The sequence below is a fragment of the Buttiauxella cochleicola genome (assembly GCF_021282435.1).
Lineage (GTDB): Bacteria > Pseudomonadota > Gammaproteobacteria > Enterobacterales > Enterobacteriaceae > Buttiauxella > Buttiauxella massiliensis.
In genome coordinates this window covers 279,018-301,186 of record NZ_JAJSOT010000003.1, presented here as the reverse complement: position 1 = coordinate 301,186, position 22,169 = coordinate 279,018, and the positions used below count along the sequence as shown (strand labels likewise).

At 48.6% G+C, this 22,169-nt stretch carries 19 protein-coding genes and 1 tRNA gene; 6 read left to right on the top strand and 14 right to left on the bottom strand.

All coding sequences use genetic code 11. The annotated features are described in order from the left end of the window. Positions 1-150: 150 nt before the first annotated feature. Both umuD and LVQ77_RS10250 read left to right on the top strand, forming a co-directional pair. Entirely contained in the window at positions 151-507 is a 357-nt protein-coding gene (gene umuD / locus LVQ77_RS10255; protein WP_232904385.1) for a translesion error-prone DNA polymerase V autoproteolytic subunit, read from the top strand. After that, on the top strand, positions 507-1,772 hold the full coding sequence (locus LVQ77_RS10250; RefSeq protein ID WP_232866911.1) for a Y-family DNA polymerase: 1,266 nt from the start codon (positions 507-509) through the stop codon (positions 1,770-1,772). Before umuD ends, LVQ77_RS10250 begins: the two co-directional genes overlap by 1 nt. A 91-nt stretch (positions 1,773-1,863) precedes the next feature. Here the strand turns inward: LVQ77_RS10250 and LVQ77_RS10245 are convergent. The 3 genes from LVQ77_RS10245 to LVQ77_RS10235 all read right to left on the bottom strand — a co-directional run bounded on the left by LVQ77_RS10245 (position 1,864) and on the right by LVQ77_RS10235 (position 4,031). Continuing rightward, positions 1,864-1,940, bottom strand: a tRNA-Pro gene (locus LVQ77_RS10245). A 77-nt stretch (positions 1,941-2,017) separates the two neighbouring features. Next, positions 2,018-3,784 carry an LPS biosynthesis-modulating metalloenzyme YejM gene (gene yejM, locus LVQ77_RS10240; RefSeq protein WP_232904384.1) on the bottom strand — a complete coding sequence of 589 codons (1,767 nt, stop codon included), beginning with the start codon at positions 3,782-3,784 and terminating at the stop codon, positions 2,018-2,020. Positions 3,785-3,803: 19 nt separating this feature from the next. Then, the gene (locus tag LVQ77_RS10235) at positions 3,804-4,031 is read right to left on the bottom strand and encodes a YejL family protein (RefSeq protein WP_034458713.1); all 228 of its coding nucleotides are present in this window, start codon (positions 4,029-4,031) and stop codon (positions 3,804-3,806) included. A gap of 201 nt (positions 4,032-4,232) precedes the next feature. On the opposite strand from LVQ77_RS10235, the gene yejK reads away from it, so the two are divergent. Beyond that, positions 4,233-5,240: a nucleoid-associated protein YejK gene (gene yejK, locus LVQ77_RS10230; RefSeq protein WP_151994509.1), complete on the top strand. Its 1,008-nt coding sequence runs from the start codon at positions 4,233-4,235 to the stop codon at positions 5,238-5,240. A gap of 49 nt (positions 5,241-5,289) precedes the next feature. On the opposite strand, the gene rplY is transcribed toward yejK, so the two are convergent. Next, positions 5,290-5,574, bottom strand: coding sequence for a 50S ribosomal protein L25 (gene rplY / locus LVQ77_RS10225; RefSeq protein ID WP_034497069.1), 285 nt, complete (start codon positions 5,572-5,574; stop codon positions 5,290-5,292). A gap of 125 nt (positions 5,575-5,699) precedes the next feature. After that, entirely contained in the window at positions 5,700-7,460 is a 1,761-nt protein-coding gene (gene radD / locus LVQ77_RS10220; RefSeq protein WP_232904383.1) for a DNA repair helicase RadD, read from the bottom strand. A 185-nt stretch (positions 7,461-7,645) separates the two neighbouring features. Here radD and rsuA point away from each other — a divergent pair, with 185 nt between their 5' ends. The 3 genes from rsuA (at position 7,646) to LVQ77_RS10205 (ending at position 10,257) form a co-directional block, all read left to right on the top strand. After that, on the top strand, positions 7,646-8,353 hold the full coding sequence (gene rsuA / locus LVQ77_RS10215) for a 16S rRNA pseudouridine(516) synthase RsuA (RefSeq protein ID WP_232904382.1): 708 nt from the start codon (positions 7,646-7,648) through the stop codon (positions 8,351-8,353). Between the two features lie 14 nt (positions 8,354-8,367). After that, positions 8,368-9,564, top strand: coding sequence for a Bcr/CflA family multidrug efflux MFS transporter (locus LVQ77_RS10210; RefSeq protein ID WP_232866878.1), 1,197 nt, complete (start codon positions 8,368-8,370; stop codon positions 9,562-9,564). Between the two features lie 345 nt (positions 9,565-9,909). Beyond that, complete coding sequence (locus LVQ77_RS10205; protein WP_064512557.1) at positions 9,910-10,257, top strand: YejG family protein; 348 nt, start codon at positions 9,910-9,912, stop codon at positions 10,255-10,257. A gap of 16 nt (positions 10,258-10,273) precedes the next feature. Here LVQ77_RS10205 and yejF read toward each other — a convergent pair whose 3' ends face one another. The 9 genes from yejF to LVQ77_RS10160 all read right to left on the bottom strand — a co-directional run bounded on the left by yejF (position 10,274) and on the right by LVQ77_RS10160 (position 22,086). Then, entirely contained in the window at positions 10,274-11,863 is a 1,590-nt protein-coding gene (gene yejF, locus LVQ77_RS10200) for a microcin C ABC transporter ATP-binding protein YejF (protein ID WP_232904381.1), read from the bottom strand. A gap of 1 nt (position 11,864) precedes the next feature. Continuing rightward, the gene (locus LVQ77_RS10195; RefSeq protein WP_232904380.1) at positions 11,865-12,890 is read right to left on the bottom strand and encodes a microcin C ABC transporter permease; all 1,026 of its coding nucleotides are present in this window, start codon (positions 12,888-12,890) and stop codon (positions 11,865-11,867) included. Continuing rightward, positions 12,887-13,984: a microcin C ABC transporter permease YejB gene (locus LVQ77_RS10190; RefSeq protein WP_232904379.1), complete on the bottom strand. Its 1,098-nt coding sequence runs from the start codon at positions 13,982-13,984 to the stop codon at positions 12,887-12,889. Before LVQ77_RS10190 ends, LVQ77_RS10195 begins: the two co-directional genes overlap by 4 nt. Positions 13,985-13,992: 8 nt before the next feature. Further along, complete coding sequence (locus tag LVQ77_RS10185) at positions 13,993-15,801, bottom strand: extracellular solute-binding protein (RefSeq protein ID WP_232904378.1); 1,809 nt, start codon at positions 15,799-15,801, stop codon at positions 13,993-13,995. Between the two features lie 156 nt (positions 15,802-15,957). Beyond that, positions 15,958-17,535 (bottom strand): cyclic di-3',5'-guanosine monophosphate phosphodiesterase PdeN, encoded by a 1,578-nt coding sequence (gene pdeN / locus LVQ77_RS10180; RefSeq protein ID WP_232904377.1) that lies wholly within the window; start codon positions 17,533-17,535, stop codon positions 15,958-15,960. Between the two features lie 236 nt (positions 17,536-17,771). Next, positions 17,772-18,338, bottom strand: a complete 567-nt coding sequence (gene mepS, locus LVQ77_RS10175; RefSeq protein ID WP_151994501.1) for a bifunctional murein DD-endopeptidase/murein LD-carboxypeptidase — start codon at positions 18,336-18,338, stop codon at positions 17,772-17,774. Between the two features lie 421 nt (positions 18,339-18,759). After that, positions 18,760-19,467 carry a phosphatase PAP2 family protein gene (locus LVQ77_RS10170; protein WP_232904376.1) on the bottom strand — a complete coding sequence of 236 codons (708 nt, stop codon included), beginning with the start codon at positions 19,465-19,467 and terminating at the stop codon, positions 18,760-18,762. 41 nt (positions 19,468-19,508) lie between these two features. Then, the gene (locus LVQ77_RS10165; protein WP_232904375.1) at positions 19,509-20,489 is read right to left on the bottom strand and encodes a CobW family GTP-binding protein; all 981 of its coding nucleotides are present in this window, start codon (positions 20,487-20,489) and stop codon (positions 19,509-19,511) included. 133 nt (positions 20,490-20,622) lie between these two features. Next, positions 20,623-22,086, bottom strand: coding sequence for a mannitol dehydrogenase family protein (locus LVQ77_RS10160; RefSeq protein ID WP_232904374.1), 1,464 nt, complete (start codon positions 22,084-22,086; stop codon positions 20,623-20,625). Between the last annotated feature and the right edge of the window lie 83 nt (positions 22,087-22,169).

Genomic DNA, 22,169 nt, shown 5'->3' with positions numbered 1-22,169 from the left:
AAATTGTTATAAAAATCTTTTTGCAAGCGACTTGCCTGGTGCGCTCATTTAACGATACTGTATATATATACAGTTATTCTTGTTGGGGGATTATATGGCAGCGCTGACTCTTTTTGTTTTTGGTTTATCAGCAAGTGATGGAGCATAACCATGGGCGCCTTTCCATCACCGGCGCTGGATTATGCCGAGCAGAGCATTAATCTTCATGACTTGCTGGTTAAACACCCTACAGCCACGTATTTCGTGCGTGCTTCGGATGATTCGATGATCAACGGTGGAATCGGTAAGGATGATTTACTGGTGGTCGATAGCGCTAAGACGGCGGTGCATAACAATATTGTGATTGCAGCAATCAATGGCGAATTTATTGTCAGGCAGTTACAGCTTCGGCCAGTGATTCAGTTAATGCCACTCAATCGTGCCTACAAACCTACCTTTATCGGAACCGATGAAGCGCTTGAGATATTTGGCGTCGTCACTTTCATTGTGAAATCGGCGAGTGAATGATGTTTGCTCTGGTGGACGTGAATAGTTTTTACGCGAGCTGTGAAGCTATCTTTCGGCCCGACCTGAAAGGCAAGCCAGTGGTTGTGCTAAGTAACAATGATGGCTGCATTATTGCGCGTAATGCCGAGGCTAAAAACTGTGGTGTGCAAATGGGAGGGCCGTATTTCAAGCAGAAGGATCTTTTCCGGCAAAAAGGTGTCGTTGCCTTCAGCAGTAATTACGAACTCTACGCCGATATGTCTTATCGGGTGATGACGACGCTGGAGGAAATATGCCCGCGTGTTGAGGTTTACTCCATTGATGAAGCTTTTTGCGATCTTTCTGGGGTGCGAAATTGTCGCAATCTGAAAGAATTTGGCCGGGAGATTCGTGACGTTCTTTTGCAACGCACGCATTTAACAGTGGGCGTGGGAATAGCCCAGACAAAAACTTTGGCGAAGCTTGCGAACCACGCAGCGAAAAAGTGGCCGCTAGAATCGGGTGGTGTTGTTGATCTGTCTGGTCGCGAGCGGCAACGCCAATTAATGGCGGCGTTTCCTGTTAGTGAAGTCTGGGGAATTGGTCGCCGAATCAGTAAAAAGCTTGATGCCATGGGTATTAAAACCACACTACAGCTGGCGGATGCGGATATTCGTTTTATTCGTAAACACTTTACTGTTGTGCTGGAGCGTACGGTACGTGAACTGCGCGGTGAATCTTGCCTGGGGTTTGAAGAGTTTGCGCCGACAAAACAGGAAATTATTTGCTCTCGCTCCTTTGGCGAGCGGCTTACCGAGTACGAACATATGCGTCAGGCTATTTGTAGTTATGCGGCACGCGCCGCAGAAAAACTCAGAGCTGAGCACCAGTATTGCCGACATATTTCTGCCTTCGTCAAAACATCACCTTTCTCTGCGAATGAACCCTACTATGGCAACCAGGCGATGGTGAAATTGCTGACGCCTACGCAGGATAGCCGAGATATTATCGCTGCCGCCACGCGCTGCCTGGAAGCTATCTGGAGAAGTGGCCAGCATTATCAAAAAGGCGGGGTTATGCTGGGCGATTTTTTTAGCCAGGGCATCGCGCAACTTACTCTGTTTGATGAAAACCCACCACGGGCCAACAGCGAAATGCTGATGCAGGTGATAGACGGCATTAATCAGAAGAAAGGTAAAGGGACTATCTATTTTGCAGGGCAGGGGATTGAGCAGCCATGGCAGATGAAAAGAGCGATGTTGTCACCGCGTTATACGACTCGAGCTTCAGATGTATTGAGGGTGTAATAAAGGGCGAGAAAGTGGCTGGAAAGTTTCCCTTAGCTCAAAATACAGACATAAAAAAGCAGCCATAACAGGCTGCTTTCTAAGAGGTTGCTGGTCGGCACGGAGAGATTCGAACTCTCGACCCTCGCCACCCCATGACGATGCGCTACCAGGCTGCGCTACGTGCCGAAGCATAAAAAATAATACTACTTATCTGGCGATCGTTTGCAAGACGGCTTATTGCTAACTGTTTCATAAATATACAATCAGTTGGCAATAAAGCGCTTCTCATCAGTTAGCACTTGCAGCAATAACCCAAGTTGAGGCTTGGTTTCTTTGATGCTTTCGCCTTTCAAATCGTACATCCGGTAGTTGCCATTGTTATCAAGCACCAGCGTCATGGTCGGCAAAGTAATCGCAAGACTGTTGTTATCAGCACCAACTACCCAGTTATTACGGCGTGTTGCGGCAAACAAGTCTTCACCTTGTGAATACTCATTCGCTGGGTTTTTGACATGAAGCAGGCGCTGCATCAGCGTTGTCATGACATCCTGGTGATCGGTGAGCTTCGTAATGGTCTGTGCAGGTGTGCCCGGCCAATGGATAACCAGTGGCACCTGAATTCGTGAACGTGACCATGCGAAGGAGTCTTGCTGCTCTTTGCCAAGAGGCACACCGTGGCCTGCGGTAATAATCACAACTGTATTCTGGAGCTTGCCTGAGGCTTCCAGCGCATCAAGCACACGTTTGATTTGCTCATCAACGTTACCAGCTGCACGCGCATAGCGGCGAGCAAAGGCTTGCTGATTAGTATCTGCCGTGATGCTGGTGCCGTTAAAGGCAACCCACGAGAACCAACGGTTGTCATCAGATGCGTACTGCGTCAGCCAGTTAATCCATTGCGAGGCTGTTTGTCCGTCAGATTGACTCTGCGCTGAAGGCAAAGAGAAGTCAGACAATAGAGCCTGGCGGTACATCGACGAGTCAAAACCATCGGAAGCGAACAGCCCCAATTGATAACCTTGTTGGTTCAATGCAGTAATTAATGCTGCTGGGATTCGGGCTGATAAAACACCGTCCATATACGCAGGCGAAATCCCATAGAACAGGCCAAAAATACCGCTGTCGGTACCGTTACCTGCACTCATATGTTGCTTGAAGTTAATGTTGCTGGCGGCAAATTCATTGAGATTCGGCAAGTTTTTCGGGGCGTATTCAGCGTTCAGACCATCGACGGTAATCAGCAATACATTGTGGCCCGCGCCCATATCACGGAATTGCAGATCGCTAAGCGGGTACTGTACCGATACAGCTTCAGGATTACCCTGTTCCACCAGGCGACGTTGGTACTCCTTCGCATCCAGCAGGCCATGTTTTTCGAGGAAACGACGGGCTGTCATTGGATAGGAGAGCGGCAAGTTGGCACGCTGCATGGTAATCGGGCGATAGAAATTCGCATCAGCCCAGATATACATAATATGGCTGCTGAAGAATGCGACGAAGAACAGCACAACAACAGGTTTTGCATAATGTTTACGACGCCCCAGGCTGCGCAGTTTCTGCCAGCTCCAGGTCGCAAACAGCATTTCAATCAATAAAATTACCGGTACGCTGATAAACATCAGCTGCCAGTCTCGCGCCATTTCACTCTGGTCGGGGTTAATCACCAGTTCCCAGACAATCGGATTAAGATGGAGATGGAAGCGAGTAAAGACTTCGCTGTCGATAAGCAGAAGTGTCATGCCTGCAGTAGCAAGCGCTGCCGAGATAAAGCGCATCAGGCGCTGTGACATGACAACGAAGGTCAGCGGGAAGAGAATCAGCAGGTAAGTGGCGAAAACCACAAAACTAAAATGACCGATAACACTCAACCAGGAATAAATACGACCCGTGAGTGTTGCCGGCCAGTCAGCGACAAATAGATAGCGGCTACCCAGCAGCGTTGCCAGCAGGATATTGAACAGGGCGAACCAATGTCCCCAACTGACCATCTGGGAAACTTTTTCGCGGTAGCGCTGACGATTAGTCACCATAACGTGTAACTACAATCCCTTAATGAGCTTTGTCTTCGCTCACGGAGGCTTGCAGTGCCTCTGCGAAAGAGCGAGCCAGCGAGCGGCGTTGAGCAGAAGCTACGCTGGTATTAATCAGGTTGGTGACCATGTTTCCCAGTACCATCAGGGAAAGATCGGTTGGCGTTTGGTGCTTTTCCAGCACGCTCGCCAGTTCACTCAACAGTTCTTCGACGCGTTCGTCACTATAACGGGATATTTGTGGCATAAATTAACAATCAATTAGATTCAGGAAAGGGCGTTATCTTACCGTAGAAGGACCTGTTTTTCTGCTTTTTTATCTTTCCCCCTTCATACTTCAAGCTGCACGTGCGTTGGCTGCCTTCTTGCCGCCCGAATTATTTAGGGGAGGTTGCACAAGGCTTCTGGCAATGGTTGAATACCGCCGAGTTTAAAAGGAGAGTTTATCATGAGTCTGGATATCAACCAGATTGCCTTACACCAGTTGATCAAACGCGGCGAACAGACACTTGAAGTCGTGCTGCGTGATTCTCTGTTGGCAACGAACGGCGCCGTAGAAGAAATGATGGCCGAATTGCACCGCGTATATAGTGCAAAAAATAAAGCATATGGTCTGTTCAGCGAAGAGAGTGAATTAGCGCAAGCCCTGCGTTCACAGCGAAAAGGTGATGAGGATTTCCTCGCCTTCAGCCGTGCTGCGACCGGTCGTTTGCGTGATGAGCTGGCAAAATATCCATTTGCTGATGGCGGCATTGTGCTGTTTTGCGAATATCGCTACCTGGCGGTGGAATATTTACTGGTAGCGGTGCTGAACAATTTAAGCAGCATGCGCGTCAACGAAGAGCTGGATATCAGTTCTACGCATCACCTGGATATCAACCACGCCGATATCGTGGCGCGTATCGATCTGACCGAATGGGAAACCAACCCGGAATCCACGCGTTACCTGACTTTCCTGAAAGGGCGAGTGGGGCGCAAAGTTTCTGACTTCTTTATGGATTTCCTCGGTGCTAGCGAAGGCTTGAACGCTAAAGCGCAGAACAAGGGCTTGTTGCAAGCGCTGGATGATTTCACCAACGAAGCGCAGCTGGATAAAAATGAGCGTCAGGCCGCGCGTCAGCAGGTTTATGCCTACTGTAACGAGCAACTCCAGGCGGGAGAAGAGATCGAACTTTCTTCCCTTGCAGACGAGTTACCCTGGGCTGTTGACGACAAAAACTTCCAGCAGTTCACTGCTGATAAAGGCTATGAACTTGAAGAAAGTTTCCCGGCTGACCGTGGAACATTGCGCCAGTTAACCAAATTCGCCGGTAGCGGTGGTGGGTTAACGATTAGTTTTGATGCGATGCTACTTGGTGAGCGTATTTACTGGGATCCAGCGACTGACACGCTGACCATTAAGGGCACGCCACCGAATCTGCGCGACCAGTTACAACGTCGCAGTTCTGGAAAATAGCCATAAAAAAACCCGCCGAAGCGGGTTTTTTTTCGAACTAAATTCGCGATTAAGCGCGAACGAAGTCGATGTGGCTCAGTTTTGGCTTGAACGGGTGACGCTGAACAGCCTGAACTTTAACCTTAACTTCTTTACCGTCTACAACCAGAGTCAGAACTTCTTCGTAGAAACCTGGTTTAGCTTGCAGGTTCATTACGTTGTCGTGATCCAGTTCGATAGAGATCGCAGCTTCGGAACCACCATAGATGATTGCCGGGAATTTGTTAGCTGCACGCAGGCGGCGGCTCGCACCCTTGCCCTGCTCTTTGCGTTCTACTGCATTGATAGTAAACATTAACTGTTTCTCTCTTAAATAATCCTGTTACAGGCGACCCAGCAACAGGTAAGTGATCTGCTTTGCGGATGCAAAAGCGGGCGCATTATAGCCATTCCACGCGACATCAGCAATTAAAAGAACCTTTAGCCACGTAATTCATTTGCCCGGCGGAAGCGTCCTTCGTAATCAAATACCTTTTCCCGCACATTCCAGAAGTTGCCGTTCTTGCGTGCGACGACAAAATCCGGGTGGCGAAGTGCTGATTGCTGAGCCACAACATCAGCGGCGTTTATCCAACGTAGCGTCACGCCTGGTGCACGGCTGTGTGGCCGAATAAATAGCTGCTCGAAAGCCATACGTTGGGCGGGTGTTTGCAGGCGGAAGCGCTCACTGACATCTGCGCCATCTTCATCAAAATAGGTAATCTTTAGCCAGTCACCTTTTTCGTCGCCGCCGTGTTGCAGCGTCATTCCGCCACAGCGCAGCACCAGGGCATCTTTCAATTTCAGTGCGGCTTTTAACATATCGTCGGGATCGACCAGAACATGGTCACACTGGTGGCAGCGACGGGCGGCAATATCGTTCTCTGCATTACATTGCGGACAATTTTTGAAACGGAAGCGGTAATCACATTGTTCGCGTGCGCCGTCGTCATCTTCAAACCAGCCCTGGCAGCGGCGGCCAAAGTGTTCAATCAATGTGCCGTCGCTGGTGGTCTTGCCCCAAAAGGTGTTGGCAAAACCGCATGAAGGGCAAAAGACCTGGACGGGCACATTGTCGCTTTTGCCTTTCACCGCGCCGACTTCGGGCGTGAACAGGTCATGGGGATTTCCAGCGTAATCCAGTATCAAGCAATCTTTTTTACCGGGAGCCAGGCGCAAACCGCGACCAACAATTTGTTGATAAAGGCTGACAGACTCTGTCGGGCGCAAAATAGCAATCAAATCGACATGCGGTGCGTCAAAGCCGGTGGTGAGCACGGAAACGTTAACCAGGAAACGGAATTGCTGGTTTTTAAACGCCTCTATTAATGTATCGCGTGCGGGCCCAGGAGTGTCGGCAGTAATCAGTGCCGCATCATTTGCGGGCAGCAGTGCTGTTACTTCTTTTGCGTGCTCGACTGTTGCGGCAAAAACCATCACGCCGCGCCTGTCGGCGGCAAACTCAACAATCTGGCTGATGATATGCGGGGTGATGCGCTTTTGTTGTTTCAGTTCACGGTTAAGATCAGCTTCGCTAAATAAACCGTTCGATTGCGCCTGCAAACGGCTGAAGTCGTACTGTACCACCGGCATATCCAGCCGCTCAGGTGGTGTTAAATAGCCGTGCTTAATCATGTAACGCAGCGGTAATTCGTAAATGCAGTCGCGGAACAGGGCGTTTTCATTGCCACGAACCATGCCGTGATAGTGAAAATGGTAGATCCAGCCTTTCCCCAGCCGATAGGGTGTTGCGGTCAGGCCAAGCAGACGCAGTTTAGGGTTCGCGGTGCGTAAATGGGCGAGAATTTGCTGATATTGGCTATCGTCAGAATCACCAATGCGGTGGCATTCATCGACAATCAGCAACGAAAACTCGCCGTGGAATTGCTCAAGATTGCGGGCTACAGACTGGACGCTACCGAAAACAACTTTGCCATTGCTCTCTTTGCGTTGTAGACCGGCAGCGAAAATATCGGCTTCCAGGCCAAGCGCGCAATATTTTGCATGGTTTTGCGCGACCAGCTCTTTAACGTGTGCAAGTACTAACACTCGTCCTCGCGCCACACGGGCAAGTTCGGCAATCACCAGACTTTTTCCCGCGCCCGTAGGCAGCACAATCACCGCAGGGGTGATGTTTTTACGGAAATAGTGCAGCGTGGCGTCTACTGCTTCTTGTTGGTAGGGGCGTAAGGTAAAGGACATTATTGATCAGGTCTGTGAAACATCAGCGGCGATTATGCCATGAAACAGGGTTTTAGCTTGAGAGACTTTTCTATCCGGCTATACTGGCAAACTAATTAACAGGCAAACGAATTTTACCCATATAAACGGGCTGATGCCCGGCCAGCTGTTTTGTACTGGTACCTCTTAGAAACAGGCAATATTTAATGCGACTCGATAAATTTATCTCTCAGCAGCTTGGCGTGAGCCGTGCTATTTCTGGCCGTGAAATCCGCGCAAACCGTGTCACCATTGATGGTGAAGTGGTTCGTGACGCCTCTTTTAAGCTGAACCCTGAGCACCAGGTTGAGTTTGATGGTCGCTCGCTGACACAGCAAGTCGGCCCTCGCTACTTTATGCTTAATAAGCCGCAGGGTTATGTTTGTTCGACAGAAGACCCGGATCATCCAACCGTGCTCTATTTCCTTGATGAGCCAATGGCGCACAAACTGCATGCAGCAGGGCGTCTGGATATCGACACTACCGGTCTGGTATTGATGACCGATGATGGTCAGTGGTCGCACCGCATTACTTCTCCGCGTCATCATTGTGAGAAAACCTATCTGGTGACACTTGAGAATCCGATCTCCGATGACACAGTAGAACAATTTGCAGCTGGCGTTCAACTGCATAATGAAAAAGATCTGACACTGCCAGCCACACTTGAAGTGATTACTCCGCTTGAAGTGCGTTTGACCATCAGCGAAGGCCGTTACCACCAGGTAAAACGGATGTTTGCGGCGGTAGGCAACCATGTGGTTGGCTTGCATCGTGAACGCATTGGCGCAATTGCTATGGATGCAGATCTCGCACCCGGCGAATACCGCACATTAACCGAAGAAGAAGTTGCCAGCGTTGGCATGCCGCCACGTTAATTCCAGGAGGAAGCTTGAGCAGTAAGCAAAACTCGTCAATTGGTATTGTGGTGATACTTGGCCTGCTGGCCATGTTAATGCCGTTATCAATAGATATGTATTTACCGGCCCTGCCGGTTATCGCCTCGGAATTTGGCGTGCCAGCGGGCAGCGCACAAATGACGTTAAGTACCTATATTCTTGGCTTTGCTATTGGGCAGCTATTTTATGGTCCGATGGCAGACAGCATTGGCCGTAAGCCAGTGGTGCTGGGTGGTACGCTTGTCTTTGCTGCGGCGGCAATTGCTTGCGCGCTCTCACAAACGATTGATCACCTGATTGCAATGCGTTTTCTGCATGGTCTTTCTGCTGCTGCGGCAAGCGTGGTGATTAACGCCCTGATGCGTGATATTTATCCAAAAGAAGAGTTCTCGCGCATGATGTCGTTCGTCATGCTGATAACCACTATTGCACCACTTGTAGCACCGATGGTCGGTGGGGCAGTGCTGGTATGGTTTAGCTGGCATGCAATCTTCTGGATCCTGGCACTGGCGGCACTACTGGCATCAGCGATGATTTTCTTCCTGATCCACGAAACGCTACCCGTAGAACGTCGGCAGAAATTTCATTTACGTACAACGATAGGTAACTTCGCGACGTTGTTCCGTCATAAGCGTGTGTTGAGCTATATGTTGGCGAGTGGTTTTAGCTTTGCAGCAATGTTCTCATTTTTGAGTGCTGGCCCATTTGTTTATATTGAACTCAATCACGTTGCGCCACAGCATTTTGGTTACTACTTCGCGCTTAACATCTTGTTCTTGATTGTGATGACGCTAATTAATAGCCGCTTCGTACGTCGTTTCGGCCCGCTGGCAATGTTCCGCTTTGGGTTGTTTGTCCAGTTTGCTATGGCTATCTGGCTGGTACTTAGTACGATGCTGGGGTTCGGTTTTTGGTCGATGGTGTTGGGCGTAGCGGCGTTTGTTGGGTGCGTTTCAATGGTGTCGTCAAACGCGATGGCGGTAATTCTTGATGAGTTTCCACATATGGCGGGAACAGCTTCTTCGCTGGCTGGCACGTTTCGTTTTGGTATCGGCGCATTAACCGGCGCGCTGCTATCTTTTGCGACTTTTAATTCTGCATGGCCAATGATTTGGTCGATCGCGGTGTGTGCTACATGCTCTATTGTGTTTTATCTCTACGCAAGTCGCCCTCGATTAGCCACTAAATAATCCTAAAGTATGTAAACGGGTATCGCCAGATGCCCGTTCTTTAATCCAAATCAACGAAAATTCCCCATTAGCGTCTACAATTTGTTTCTCAAATGTAAACGTATCAACAACAAAAAGTCACATTCTTGTAGTTAAAAAGGTTGAGTTACATCGCAGAAAGCGTTACATATAGCGCCGAAACGTGTGCAGCACCACAAAAATAAAACGTTAAATATGAAATGGTAGACAAATAATTACAACGGATGTAAGCGGTTTCTAGGTTGTTTACACACAAAGCATCAACATTGTGTTAACCTTTATGTAAACTGTTTGTGAAATATTTTTGGATTTTTTGGGGACACCACAGTGAATACGTTACAGCTTTCCATTGTTCATCGCTTACCACATAGATATCGCTGGTTGGCGGGTTTTGCAGGTTCCAGAGTTGAACCGATTCCGCAAAATGGTCAGAACGCTGAAAATTGTCTGATTGGCCTGAAATTACTAAGCGATAACAATAGTGATTCTGCCTGGCCGACCATGCACAAATTAAGCCTGGCGCTGAGAGATATCGAAGTGGATTCTGCCGTCGTGGAATGTGAAGGTCAGCCATGCCTGTTTGTTAATCGTCAGGATGAGCAAACTGCAACGTGCAGACTTAAGAACTTCGGCGTGGCTATTGCTGAATCTTTCTCCAGCACGAATCCCTTTTGATTCTTAAGCTTGCAAATCAAGCAAGCGCGAGTAACTGGCGTGTGTATTCCGCCTGAGGTGCTGCAAAAATTTGCTGGCATGCTCCTTGTTCAACTACTTCTCCCTGCCTCAGTACTACGACCTGATGGCATAACGACTTCACTACTCGCAAGTCATGGCTGATAAAAATGTAGGCCAACTGATGCTTTTCTTGTAACGACTTCAGCAACGCGAGTATTTGTGCTTGTACGGAGCGGTCGAGCGAAGAAGTCGGTTCATCAAGAATGATTAGCTCAGGTTGTAAAATCAGCGCTCTGGCAATGGCGATACGCTGTCTTTGTCCGCCAGAAAATTCTGCCGTATAACGATGCATTGTTTGCGGATCTAACCCCACCTCCTGCATAGCCACTATGACTCTTTGCTCACGTTCTGCCGCAGTTAACGCAGGCTGATGCACGCGTAAACCTTCTTCAATTATCTGCAAAACATCCAGACGTGGGTTCAACGATGAATTTGGATCCTGGAAAACGACCTGAATACGTCGACGCAGTGGTAGCAGCTTTTTGCGATTAAGCTCATGCAGTGGCTTGCCATCAAACCATATCTCACCGTTGGAATTAATTAGGCGTAGCAACGCAAGCCCAGTGGTACTTTTACCTGATCCTGACTCCCCAACCAGACCGATGCTTTCACCGGCACGCAGCGTAAAACTTAGGTCTTTTATTCCATAGTTATAACCGATGGTTTTCTTAAGCAACCCGCGGCGAATAGGGAAGGCAACCTGCAATCCTTGAACGGTCAATAGCGGCTTGCTGCTCTCATCTACGGGACGTGGGCTACCCGTGGGCTCGGCGTCCAGTAGTTGTTGCGTGTAAGGATGCTGCGGTGCAGATAACAGTTTAGTTGCGGAGTTTTGTTCAACACATTTACCGTTGCGCATGACAGCAACGTTATCCGCCAGCTTTTTGACGATATTCAGGTTATGGGTAATGAACAACAACCCCATATTCAGCTCTTGTTTGAGCTCTTTGAGTAATTGCAGAATTTGCGCCTGCACCGTGACATCCAGAGCAGTTGTCGGCTCGTCGGCAATAAGTAATTCTGGGCGAGTCAGCAGCGCCATGGCAATCATCACGCGCTGGCGCTCGCCACCAGAAAGCTGGTGGGGGAAATCAGTTAAGCGATTTGCCGCATTACGAATGCCAACCCGGTCCAGGCACGTAAGCATTTCAGCACGAGCGGCTTCACGGCGCATTCCACGATGCAGCGATAACACTTCATAAAGCTGCTTTTCAATATTGTGCAGCGGGTTTAGTGAAACCATCGGCTCTTGAAAAATCATGGCGATTTTGTTGCCACGTACGCTTCGAAGTGTGCGTTCAGGAGCATGTAATAACTCCTGCCCTTTAAAGAAGATCTCACCCGACGGATAAACAACTGGCGGCGCCGGTAACAGACGCAGCACCGATAACGCCGTGACGCTTTTCCCTGATCCTGATTCACCGACTAACGCGAGTGTTTCACCGGCATTCACCTCGAGCGATAAATCGTTCACCACTTGCGCAATGGTGTCGCCGCTTCGGAAAGCCACGGATAAATTCTTTATGGACAGCAGTGGAGTCGTCATATCAGTGCGCCTTGCTCGGATCGAAGGCGTCGCGCACTGCTTCGCCGATAAAAATAAGTAACGTCAGCAATACTGCCAGCGAGAGAAATGCGGTGATGCCAAGCCACGGAGCCTGAAGGTTATTTTTGCCTTGCAGCAACAGTTCACCCAGTGATGGTGAACCAAGTGGCAAACCAAAGCCCAGGAAATCCAGTGAGGTGAGGGTGGTAATCGAACCGCAAAGAATAAACGGTAAGAAAGTCAGGGTGGCGACCATGGCGTTGGGTAGCATATGGCGTGTGATTATCGACCTGTCGCTGACACCCATTGCCTGTGCCGCGCGAATGTAATCGAAGTTCCGGGTACGCAGAAACTCTGCACGAACCACTCCCACCAGACTCATCCAGCCAAACAGCACCGTAATCCCCAACAGCCACCAGAAATTAGGCTGGATGACGCTTGAAAGCAGGATTATCAGGAACAGTGTCGGCATTCCGGACCACACTTCGATAAATCTCTGCCCCCATAAATCTACTCGCCCGCCGTAATAGCCCTGAACCGCACCGGCAACTATCCCAATCACGCTGGAAAAGAGTGTCAGCATCAGGCCGAAAAGAATGGAAATGCGCGTGCCGTAGAGAATGCGTGCCAGTACATCGCCACCGTTGGCGTCAGTCCCTAGCCAGTTTTGGGAACTTGGCGGGGAAGGGAAGGGAACAGTGGTAGCAAAGTTAATGGCACTAGAGCCAAAGCGAATCGGTGCCCAGATTACCCAACCTTTTTGGTTCAGACGTTCTGCAAGCCACGGGTCCTGATAATCAGCAGGGGTTGCTAGAGGCCCGCCGAAATCACTTTCACTATAATTGGCAATAAATGGGAAATAGAGACGTTCCTGGTAGTGAACGACCAATGGACGATCGTTAGCAATAAGCTCTGAACCGAGACTAAGCACAAACAGAACAGCGAATATCCACAACGACCAGTAGCCGCGTTTATTTTGACAAAACCGAGCCCAACGGGCCTGAGTCACAGGACTTAAACGGCTCATCCACGCCCCTCAAAATCAATACGCGGATCGACCAGCGTGTAAGTGATGTCGCTCAAAATATTCAGTAGCAAACCAATGAGCGTAAATATGTACAGCGTGCCGAACATTACCGGGTAATCGCGTGAGATGGTTGAGTCATAGCCCAATAAACCCAGGCCATTTAGCGAGAACATCACTTCGATTAGCAGTGAACCGGTAAAAAACATACTGATGAACGTGGCAGGAAAACCGGCAATCACTAATAGCATGGCGTTGCGGAACACATGGCGATAGAGGATTTTCTTTTCACTCAGCCCTTTGGCGCGGGCTGTAACCACATATTGTTTACGAATTTCATCAAGAAACGAGTTCTTCGTCAGCATGGTTAAGGTCGCAAAGCCACCGACTACTGTTGCCAGCACCGGCAAGGTGATGTGCCAGAGGTAGTCAATAATTTTCCCGTACCACGGTAAGGTATCGAAATTGGTCGACACCAACCCGCGTAGTGGGAACCAGTCCAGATAACTGCCACCGGCAAACAATACAATCAGCAAAATTGCGAATAAGAATGCGGGAATGGCGTAGCCAATGATAATAAAAGTGCTACTCCAGATATCAAAACTGCTGCCATTGCTGACGGCTTTTCGTATGCCGAGTGGGATCGACACGATATAGATAATCAGAGTGCTCCATAGGCCAATTGAGATAGAAACCGGCAGGCTTTCTTTAATCAGATGGATAACGGATGCGCTGCGAAACAGGCTGTCACCGAAGTCAAAACGCAAATAATCGCCAAGCATTTTGAAGTAGCGTTCATGGATCGGTTTATCAAAACCATAGCGATGAGTGATTTCAGCAATCACTTCCGGGTCGAGACCGCGAGCTCCTCGGTACTGGCTGTCACCAACGTTACCCACGCCAACACGCGCATGGCCGCTGCCCATAGTGTCAGTGCTCATACCCGGCATACCCGAACCATGGCCAAACTGAATTGCTGCAATAGCCTGATCTACAGGGCCGCCAGGTGCTATCTGTACGATGAAAAAATTGATGGTGATAATTGCCCACAACGTGGGGATTATCAGCAACAAGCGACGTAACAGATAACTTCCCATATATTCCCTTAACGCCTGTTGGCTGGTAATTGTGCGGCTTTATTGACGTCGTACCACCAGGTATCAAACCCGGTTGCGTATAACGGATGAATAGCCGGTTTTGAAAACTTGTTCCACCAGGCGAAACGATCTGCGGCCATGTACCACATCGGGATCATGTAGTAATTCCATGTCAGTACGCGATCCAGAGCCCTGCCTAAGGGAAGCAGCTTTTGTTTATCGCCTTGATTAGCCACAATCTGAGAAATCAGTTCGTCAACCACCGGGCTTTTCACTCCGGGGGCGTTATATGTGGAATCAACGTATTCCGAAGCCCATGCGATTTGCACGTCAGCACTGGGATATGGCATGGCGCTATAAAGCGTTGGGATCATATCGTAATCCCTCTTGCGCATGCGGTTAGTAAGCTGCGAGTTGTCGACCTGGCGAATTTCCATCGTGATCCCCAGCCGTTGTAAATTATGCTGGAACGGTAAAACCCATTGTGTGTTACCGGTAGCCCCTATTAGCAATTCGAAGGTGAAGGGTTTACCTGTTTTAACATTGATGAGTTTCTGGTCTTTCAGCTCCCATCCAGCCTCTTTTAACAACGTCATGGCTTTGAGCAGGTTTTCTCGGTCAAAACCATTGCTGTTCGATTTTGGCGGGTTATAGATGCTGGTGAAAACTTCTGGCGGTAAATCCTTTTTCATGGGCGCCAGGAGGATGAGCTCATCTGCATGTGGGTAATCACGAGCGGCATATTCCGTATTCTGGAAATAACTGTTTGCCCGGCTGTAAGCGCCATAGAAAAGCGCTTTGTTCATCCATTCAAAATCAAAGGCCAGGCCAATCGCTTCGCGTACTTTACGGTCTTCAAAAATTGGGCGCTGAATGTTAAATGCCAGCCAGCGTGCATCCTGCGCCGCATCGTTGGGTTGTTCTTCTTTTACGATGAAATGGTTAGCAAAATTCTTTCCTGTGTAGCGCGTGGCCCAGTTTTTGGCTGAAACTTCATTACGAAAATCGAACGCACCGGCTTTGAAAGCTTCGAAAGCGACGTTGTCATCGAGGTAATAGTCGTACCGAATGGAGTCAAAATTCCAGCGCCCGCGGTTAACTGGCAAATTGGCAGCCCAGTAATCCCTGACACGTGAGTAGGTGATGTATTGCCCCATACGCCAGGCCGTTATTTTGTAGGGACCACTTGCCAGAGGGGGAGCAGACAGAGGATCGCTGAGTTTATGATTCTTCCAGAATTTTTCAGGGAACACAGGTAGTGAGAACAAACCTAACATTCGTTCTTTACTGGGTGTTGCCAGTTCAATGCGCACCGTTAAAGGGGCAATTGCTCTCACTTTTGCGCCCTTATAAACCAGACGAAATTGCGGTACGCCTTCGGTCATAAATTTATTGAAGGTAAAGGCTACATCGCTGGCTTTTATGGGCGTCCCATCATGAAAACGTGCCTGCGGATTAATTTCGATTTCAGCCCACGCAAAGTTATCTGGGTAGCGCGCCATCTCAGCGACCAGCGGGTAGTAGCTTCCCGGCTCGTCATCGGCGTTGGCAAAAAGCGTGTCATATAGGGTTTCGGTGCTTACACCCGGATTGCCGCGCAGAGCATAGCGGTTGAAGTTATCAAAGGTGCCAATTGCCGAGAGCGTGATATCCCCGCCTTTCGGTGCTGCAGGGTTAACATAATCAAAATGGGTGAAGTTGATGGCGTATTTAGGTTCCCCTAAAACGGCAAAGGAGTAGCTTTCCTTGATGTTCTCAGCAAGGCCTGGGGCTGCAATCAGGCAAAGACTCAGCAGGGTGAAAATGCGGGCAAACATCGTATAGATCAATCCTTGTTGGGGAGGAGCTTACCTAATTGTTTCATCCCGAAACAATATCAGTGTCCAGGCAACGCCCCGCCGCGTTATAACGCCATGATGATAAATCATAAGTTATAGCCGCCATACTTCAAGCAGCATCGGCGTTGGCTGGGCTCAATCAAGTTCATCGTAGGTTTTTTGCTGACCGCCCCATGACTGCAATTGTTCAAGAGTGAGTGGGCGGGCGAAATAGTAACCTTGTAAATAATTCACCCCTCGATCGATTAACCATTTGGCTTGCTCAGGTGTTTCCACGCCTTCTGCAACTGTCGTCATGCTTAGCTTGCGAGCAAGGGTTAATACGGCATCAAGTACTGGGGATGTTACAGTTTCTAAACCTATAGAATTAACAAAGCCGCGATCGATCTTCAGATAATCCAGCTTAAAGCGTTCAAGATAGATAAGTGCGCTGTGCCCCGTGCCAAAATCATCGACTGCAGTTTGAAATCCTTGCTCATTCATCCATGTAAACAGGCAGCTGGCTTCATTTTCTTTCACCATATCTCGTTCAGTGATTTCGAAAATTAACTGGAAATGATGAAGGGGCAATGAGGCGGCAAAGGCTTGAATATCTTCTTTAAAGGTTGGTGAGTGTAAATGGCTAGGAGCCAGATTAACGCCGAGGCGCGCACCAGCCGGTAAGATGTGCTGGAGCTTTTTGGCATCGCGTGCAATCAATTCAAACAAATGGCGGGTGAGGGGAACGATCAATTGCTGTGCTTCGGCGAATGCAATAAATGCATCGGGAGGAATAGGCCCTGCAATTGGGTGGTTCCAGCGCATCAATACTTCTACGCCTGACATTTTTAACTCTTTGGCATCAACTACCGGCTGATATACAACATAAAATTGCCCGCGTTTAATCCCCATCAAAATCTCTTTACCGGAACGTAGGCGCACCGTCAGGAAATAGGCGCATAGCGCACCACCCAGGATGCCGAATACGAGCCCGGTCAGAATCGAGATTTGAATGTCTTCTACAGGCCAGGTTTTGCCATACAACGCTATCTTGATGGGAAAGTCTTCCATGGCTATCACGCGCGTAGGATGCTTCGGTAGGCTCGCAGCATTCATCACATTGCTGGATATTGTGGTTAGCGCTTTATCGCCAGCGATGATCGCCATCGACACCATGTCGCTCTGGCGAGTAGTGAACAATAGATACGGTGTAAGATTTACGTTCAGGGTGGCGAAAACCCCACGCCCCTCAATTACCGGATTTTTAAACCATGCGGCAATAGTCGGCTTACCGGGCATCATTGGGGTACCGAGCATGATAATCAAATCGATATTTTTATTGATATCGATATCCGGCGAAAGCTGACGCATCTCCATCAACATGCTGCCCGTAGCGGAGGAACAGTAGGCATTGCCGTTACGAACTAATACAAAGGCGCGAACGTTAGCGTTAAAGGCTGCACGCGAGGTCAATTCGCCGGAAACTTGATGGCAGTCTGAAAGGGTTAACGGTTGAATGCCGCTGATAGTCGACTGGAGGTCCTGGAAAAAGGTGCTGAGATATTCACGCATATCTTCAGTTAGTGTGTCGTAGTTGGCTTCACGCTTGCTGTGCAATGTCAGGCTAGTTATTCCGCCAATCAATAGCGCGGCAAGCACGCCGGCCAAAATACTGAAGGCGGCTATTTGCCGGACAGAGGTAAAGTAACGTGAGAAAATATTTTTAGAAAACATGTATGAATGGTTCCTGCAGGCGCAAGAGACTGATTGTTTATTTGCGTTTTTTTGGACTATAACGCAAAAACGATCAATGCGTCATAAAGTTTCGAACGAAAACCATCATCATTTTAGAATTATTTAACTGGATGAATTTCAGGCAATAAAAAACGCTGCATAAGCAGCGTTGTTTTGTCTCGTCATATTGTTGTCTTGCAGAACAGCCAAGGGAGTAACTGTCTGCAAGGTGCGCATTAACTGCGGCTCAATACACGTCGCGCTTCGTTGTAACGCTTTTTCCAGTAAGGCTCATCCATGCTTGAAATCGTCACACCACTGCTGGTGGAAGCATGTACAAACTGGTTGTTACCGATATAGATTCCAACATGTCGACCCGTTGAACCCGCACGGAACAGAACTAAATCGCCAGTACGTAATTTACTACGTGAAATCGATTTACCTGAATCCTGCTGTTCAGAAGTTGAACGAGGCAACTCTAAACCAAATTGTTCACGGAATGTGCGCTGCACAAATGCAGAACAATCAATGCCGCTTCTATTACTGCCACCGAGGCGATAACGAACGCCTTTCCAACTTGCATATTGATCCATAAGACGTGATTTCACATCTACATTACGGACCATCTCTTCGAATTCATCCTGAGAAGCTTGCAGTAAAAAACCATCTTTATTGCCGACTGCATGCGTCTCAGAATGCATATTTGCGGTGTTTGTCGAACTACATGCTGACAGCAATACTGCCACAGCAACGGCGGGAATTACCCGCAAGATATATCTCAAAATAGGCTGAGACTTGACCATTATGTTTGTTATCCCTTGATGTCCTTTACGATAAATATCGTTATACAAAATACCAACGTGACGAGACTAATTACCTGCGCGCCATGAGACAAATGCTAATGAACAAAACTGTGGTTTGTCGCACAAAATTATTCACATAACAAATGAATTGGGCTTCAGCGCAAAACGTATTCGAGGTTACCTCATCAAATCAGGCATGGCGAGCGGTTTTCTCTGAAATTTTATAAGAAATTGTGATGTTAAAAGGTAAAAAGTAATATTGCATAGTTGTTAACCAGAACTGTTGCTTATCTGTGCAGGTACTTCATTTATCTAATGAAGATGGCAGGTTAAATATTAGTCGCCCTATGTGAGTGGCTAAAAAACAGACAGCAATCATTTCTGGTTTCTGATGATTGCTGAAAATAATGTTTATTTGTTGTTATTGAATTGTTCTTTTTTTGACGGGTAAATAACGATCCAGGAGATTAATTAACCCATCACTTAATGGGGTTAATAGAGCCCAGGGCAACCCAACGAGAGCAATAGATAACGAGCCGACGAAGATATCAGTGAACCAATGTGCGCCGATCATCATGCGCGGCATGATGAAAATCAGGAAAATAATTACAGCAATAGCAAACGCTTTTTTACCGAAATATCGCAGCATGAAGCCGGTGAAAATCAGCAGCATTAATCCATGATCACCAGGGAAACTGTCCTTAGACGCATCTTTAGTTGGGAAATGCAGCAATTCGCTGACACGGTGAATATCCGTGAAATAGAGCGTTGGGCTGACGTGAGATTCGGGAATCAAATGGCCAAGTTGATTGATAATAATTGCGCAAAATAACATCACAATACCCATGATGAACATGCGTCGGCGGCCTGTCGCTGACTCTTTGCGCCAGTAACAGAAAAACAGTAAACCCATTGCTAATAGTGAAATGCCATCGAACACCCGATTATTGGTCACGGCAACAAACACCAGGAAGGCGTGACTCTTAACCAGCTCGCGGTTAAAGAAATGGAAGATCCCGGAGTCCAGGGTAAACCAAAAACCGTGCCCTTCAGGCAGGTACCAACTAAAAAAAAGTGCTAACCCAAGTGCATTGAGCACAAGGATTAGAGGGAATCGAATATTATTCATACAAAATCATTAGATATTTTAACAAAGACGAAAGGGTAGGCTCACAAACTTAAACGTAGCTTCAACAATGAAGTTTGTAGCGCATTCCAGTCAACGTCACCGCTATGTATTAACTCTATGCGGCTGTCAGGTGGTGCGATATTCTGCGTTTCAATATGGAAATCATGGCCCTGACGGTTAATTCTTACCAAACCTTCCGCAATACGCAGCACACCTTTGACGCGGTCGACAGGTGCAAGTCTAGCCCATTCCAGAATACCTACAGTGTCAAATAGTGTCTCGGCATCAAAAATCCATCCGCAACCCACATAGCCCTGGCCACTGTTGATGCTGCGCCGCCAGCGTTGATGTTCAGGCAAACTTAGCGCCGCTAGCCCACGTGTTGCTGCATGACTGTGCTTGTGATCCGGACTGGATGGCATCTCGCGCAGGTTTTGGCGTGGTTTATCAAGAAGGCTAATATCGATATGACCATTTTGCGCGGTGATCATTTCCCGCCCAGTCCCCTCACGCAGCCACCACTCGTTAAGAGCCGTGCGGCTTTCATCGCTGGCACGGTCTTCTTTATTTGCAATGATGATATCAGCAGCAGCAAGTTGATCGCGGAAATTGTCATTATTGACTGCTCGCTCATCAAGCAACTGGCGTGGGTCAAGCAGACACAGAGTGGCGTTGAGTTCGATCCAGGGTTGGTAAACTTCGGCGGTCAACATATCGAGGATTTGTTTTGGGTGACCAAGCCCGGTTGGTTCAATGAGTAGACGGTCAGGTTTACCCTGACGAAGTAGAGTATTGAGCCCTACCTGCATCGGCAGTCCATTTACACAACACATGCAGCCGCCGGGGATTTCTTTCAGCAAAGCACCGCTGTCGGCTAATAACGCGCCGTCGATTCCGACTTCACCGAATTCGTTGACCAGCACAGCCCATTTTTCATGCTCGGGCTTGTTGGCAAGTAAATGCAGAATGGTAGTGGTCTTGCCGCTACCGAGGAAACCGGTAATCAGGTTGGTTTTAGTCACAAGTGCTCCGGACAGGTTGAGTGAACCTTACGTGATGTTCAATTATCACTATCCTGAACAACAATTACCAAAAAATGAAGTCCGGACGGCTCCACATCCTTGTGAAGCGGGTTTAAAGGCATTGATTGTTAAATTAATCGATCAGGTCTGCGACCGTTGCTCGCGCACCTTTGCTGCATAACTCATTCCATGCAGCGGTAATACGCGCGACGAATTGTTCATCAGCAGGCAGGTCGCTGCCAAAGATTTCATGCAGGCTGAGTAAGGCATTAACGCGTTCATTAACAGGGCTGTTTGCGACCAGCGTTTTAATTTTTTCAGCTAACGGATCGCGAATATCAATTTCGTTGCCCGCATCGTCAATACCGCTGACATAGCGCATCCAGGCGGCAACGCCTAATGCCAGGCATGGCCACTCATCACCTTGTTGCAGATGCCAGCGCACACTTTCTAGCATCCGTTGCGGCAGTTTCTGGCTACCGTCCATCGCAATTTGCCATGTGCGGTGCTTCAGCGCCGGGTTGTCAAAACGCTCGAGCAGGTTATGGGCATACTGCTGTAGATTTACGCCCGTAACGCGCAGTGTTGGCGCTTGTTCGCGCATCATCAAACGGTGCGCCGCCTTACGGAAATTCTCATCTGCCATGCAATCATTTATATGCTGATAGCCTGCGAGATAGCCGAGATAGGCGAGGAATGAGTGGCTGCCGTTCAACATGCGTAACTTCATTTGTTCCCATGGCATCACGTCGTTAACCATTTCGACGCCAACTTCTTCCCATGCCGGGCGGCCTGCAACAAAGTTATCTTCAATAACCCACTGGATAAACGGCTCGCCAGAAATCGCGCATGGGTCTTCAACACCCAGTGTGTCAGTGATTTCTTGCAGTGATTCAGGCGTGGCAGCAGGTACGATTCTGTCGACCATGGTGCTTGGGAAGGTGACATGTTCGCGGATCCAGTCGGCTAATTCCTGGCTGCGCGTTTCCGCCATGCCAATCACGGCGTTACGCACCACATGGCCGTTATCGGGAATATTGTCACAGGAAAGCACGGTAAACGGACGCAGGCCGCGTTCTCGGCGGCGGTTCAAAGCTTCAACCAAAATGCCGGGAGCGGAATGCGGTTCGGTCGGATTTTGCAGATCATGAATAATGCGCTCGTTATTGCCATCGAGCCTGCCGGTCGCTGGGTCGATGCAATAACCCTTTTCCGTCACAGTCAGCGAGACAATTGCCACTTGCGGTTCGCAGAACTTCTCAATAATCGCGTCCAGCCCATCGAGTTTTGCATTCAGGCATTCGTTAACCGCGCCGACAATAATCGCCTGATTACCTTCGCGACCTTTTTCCAGTACGGTATACAAATGGTCCTGTGCACGCAGCGCACTCATTAGTTTATCGCCGCTAAACAGACTAATTTCACAAATGCCCCAGTCTCCCCCCAATTTATTGAGTACCCGGTCGGTCAGCAGCGCCTGGTGTGCGCGATGAAACGCACCAAAACCAAAGTGGACGATGCGTGTTTTTAACGCCCGGCGGTCATAATTAGGCTGTTGAATATCGGCAGGTAACGCGACTGAAGCAATTGTGTTCATAAAATGCAAATCCTGATTAACGAATTGGTAACATTGCGCAGTCTAAAGTTATATGACAACAAATCAAATTGGTGTGCTGTCTT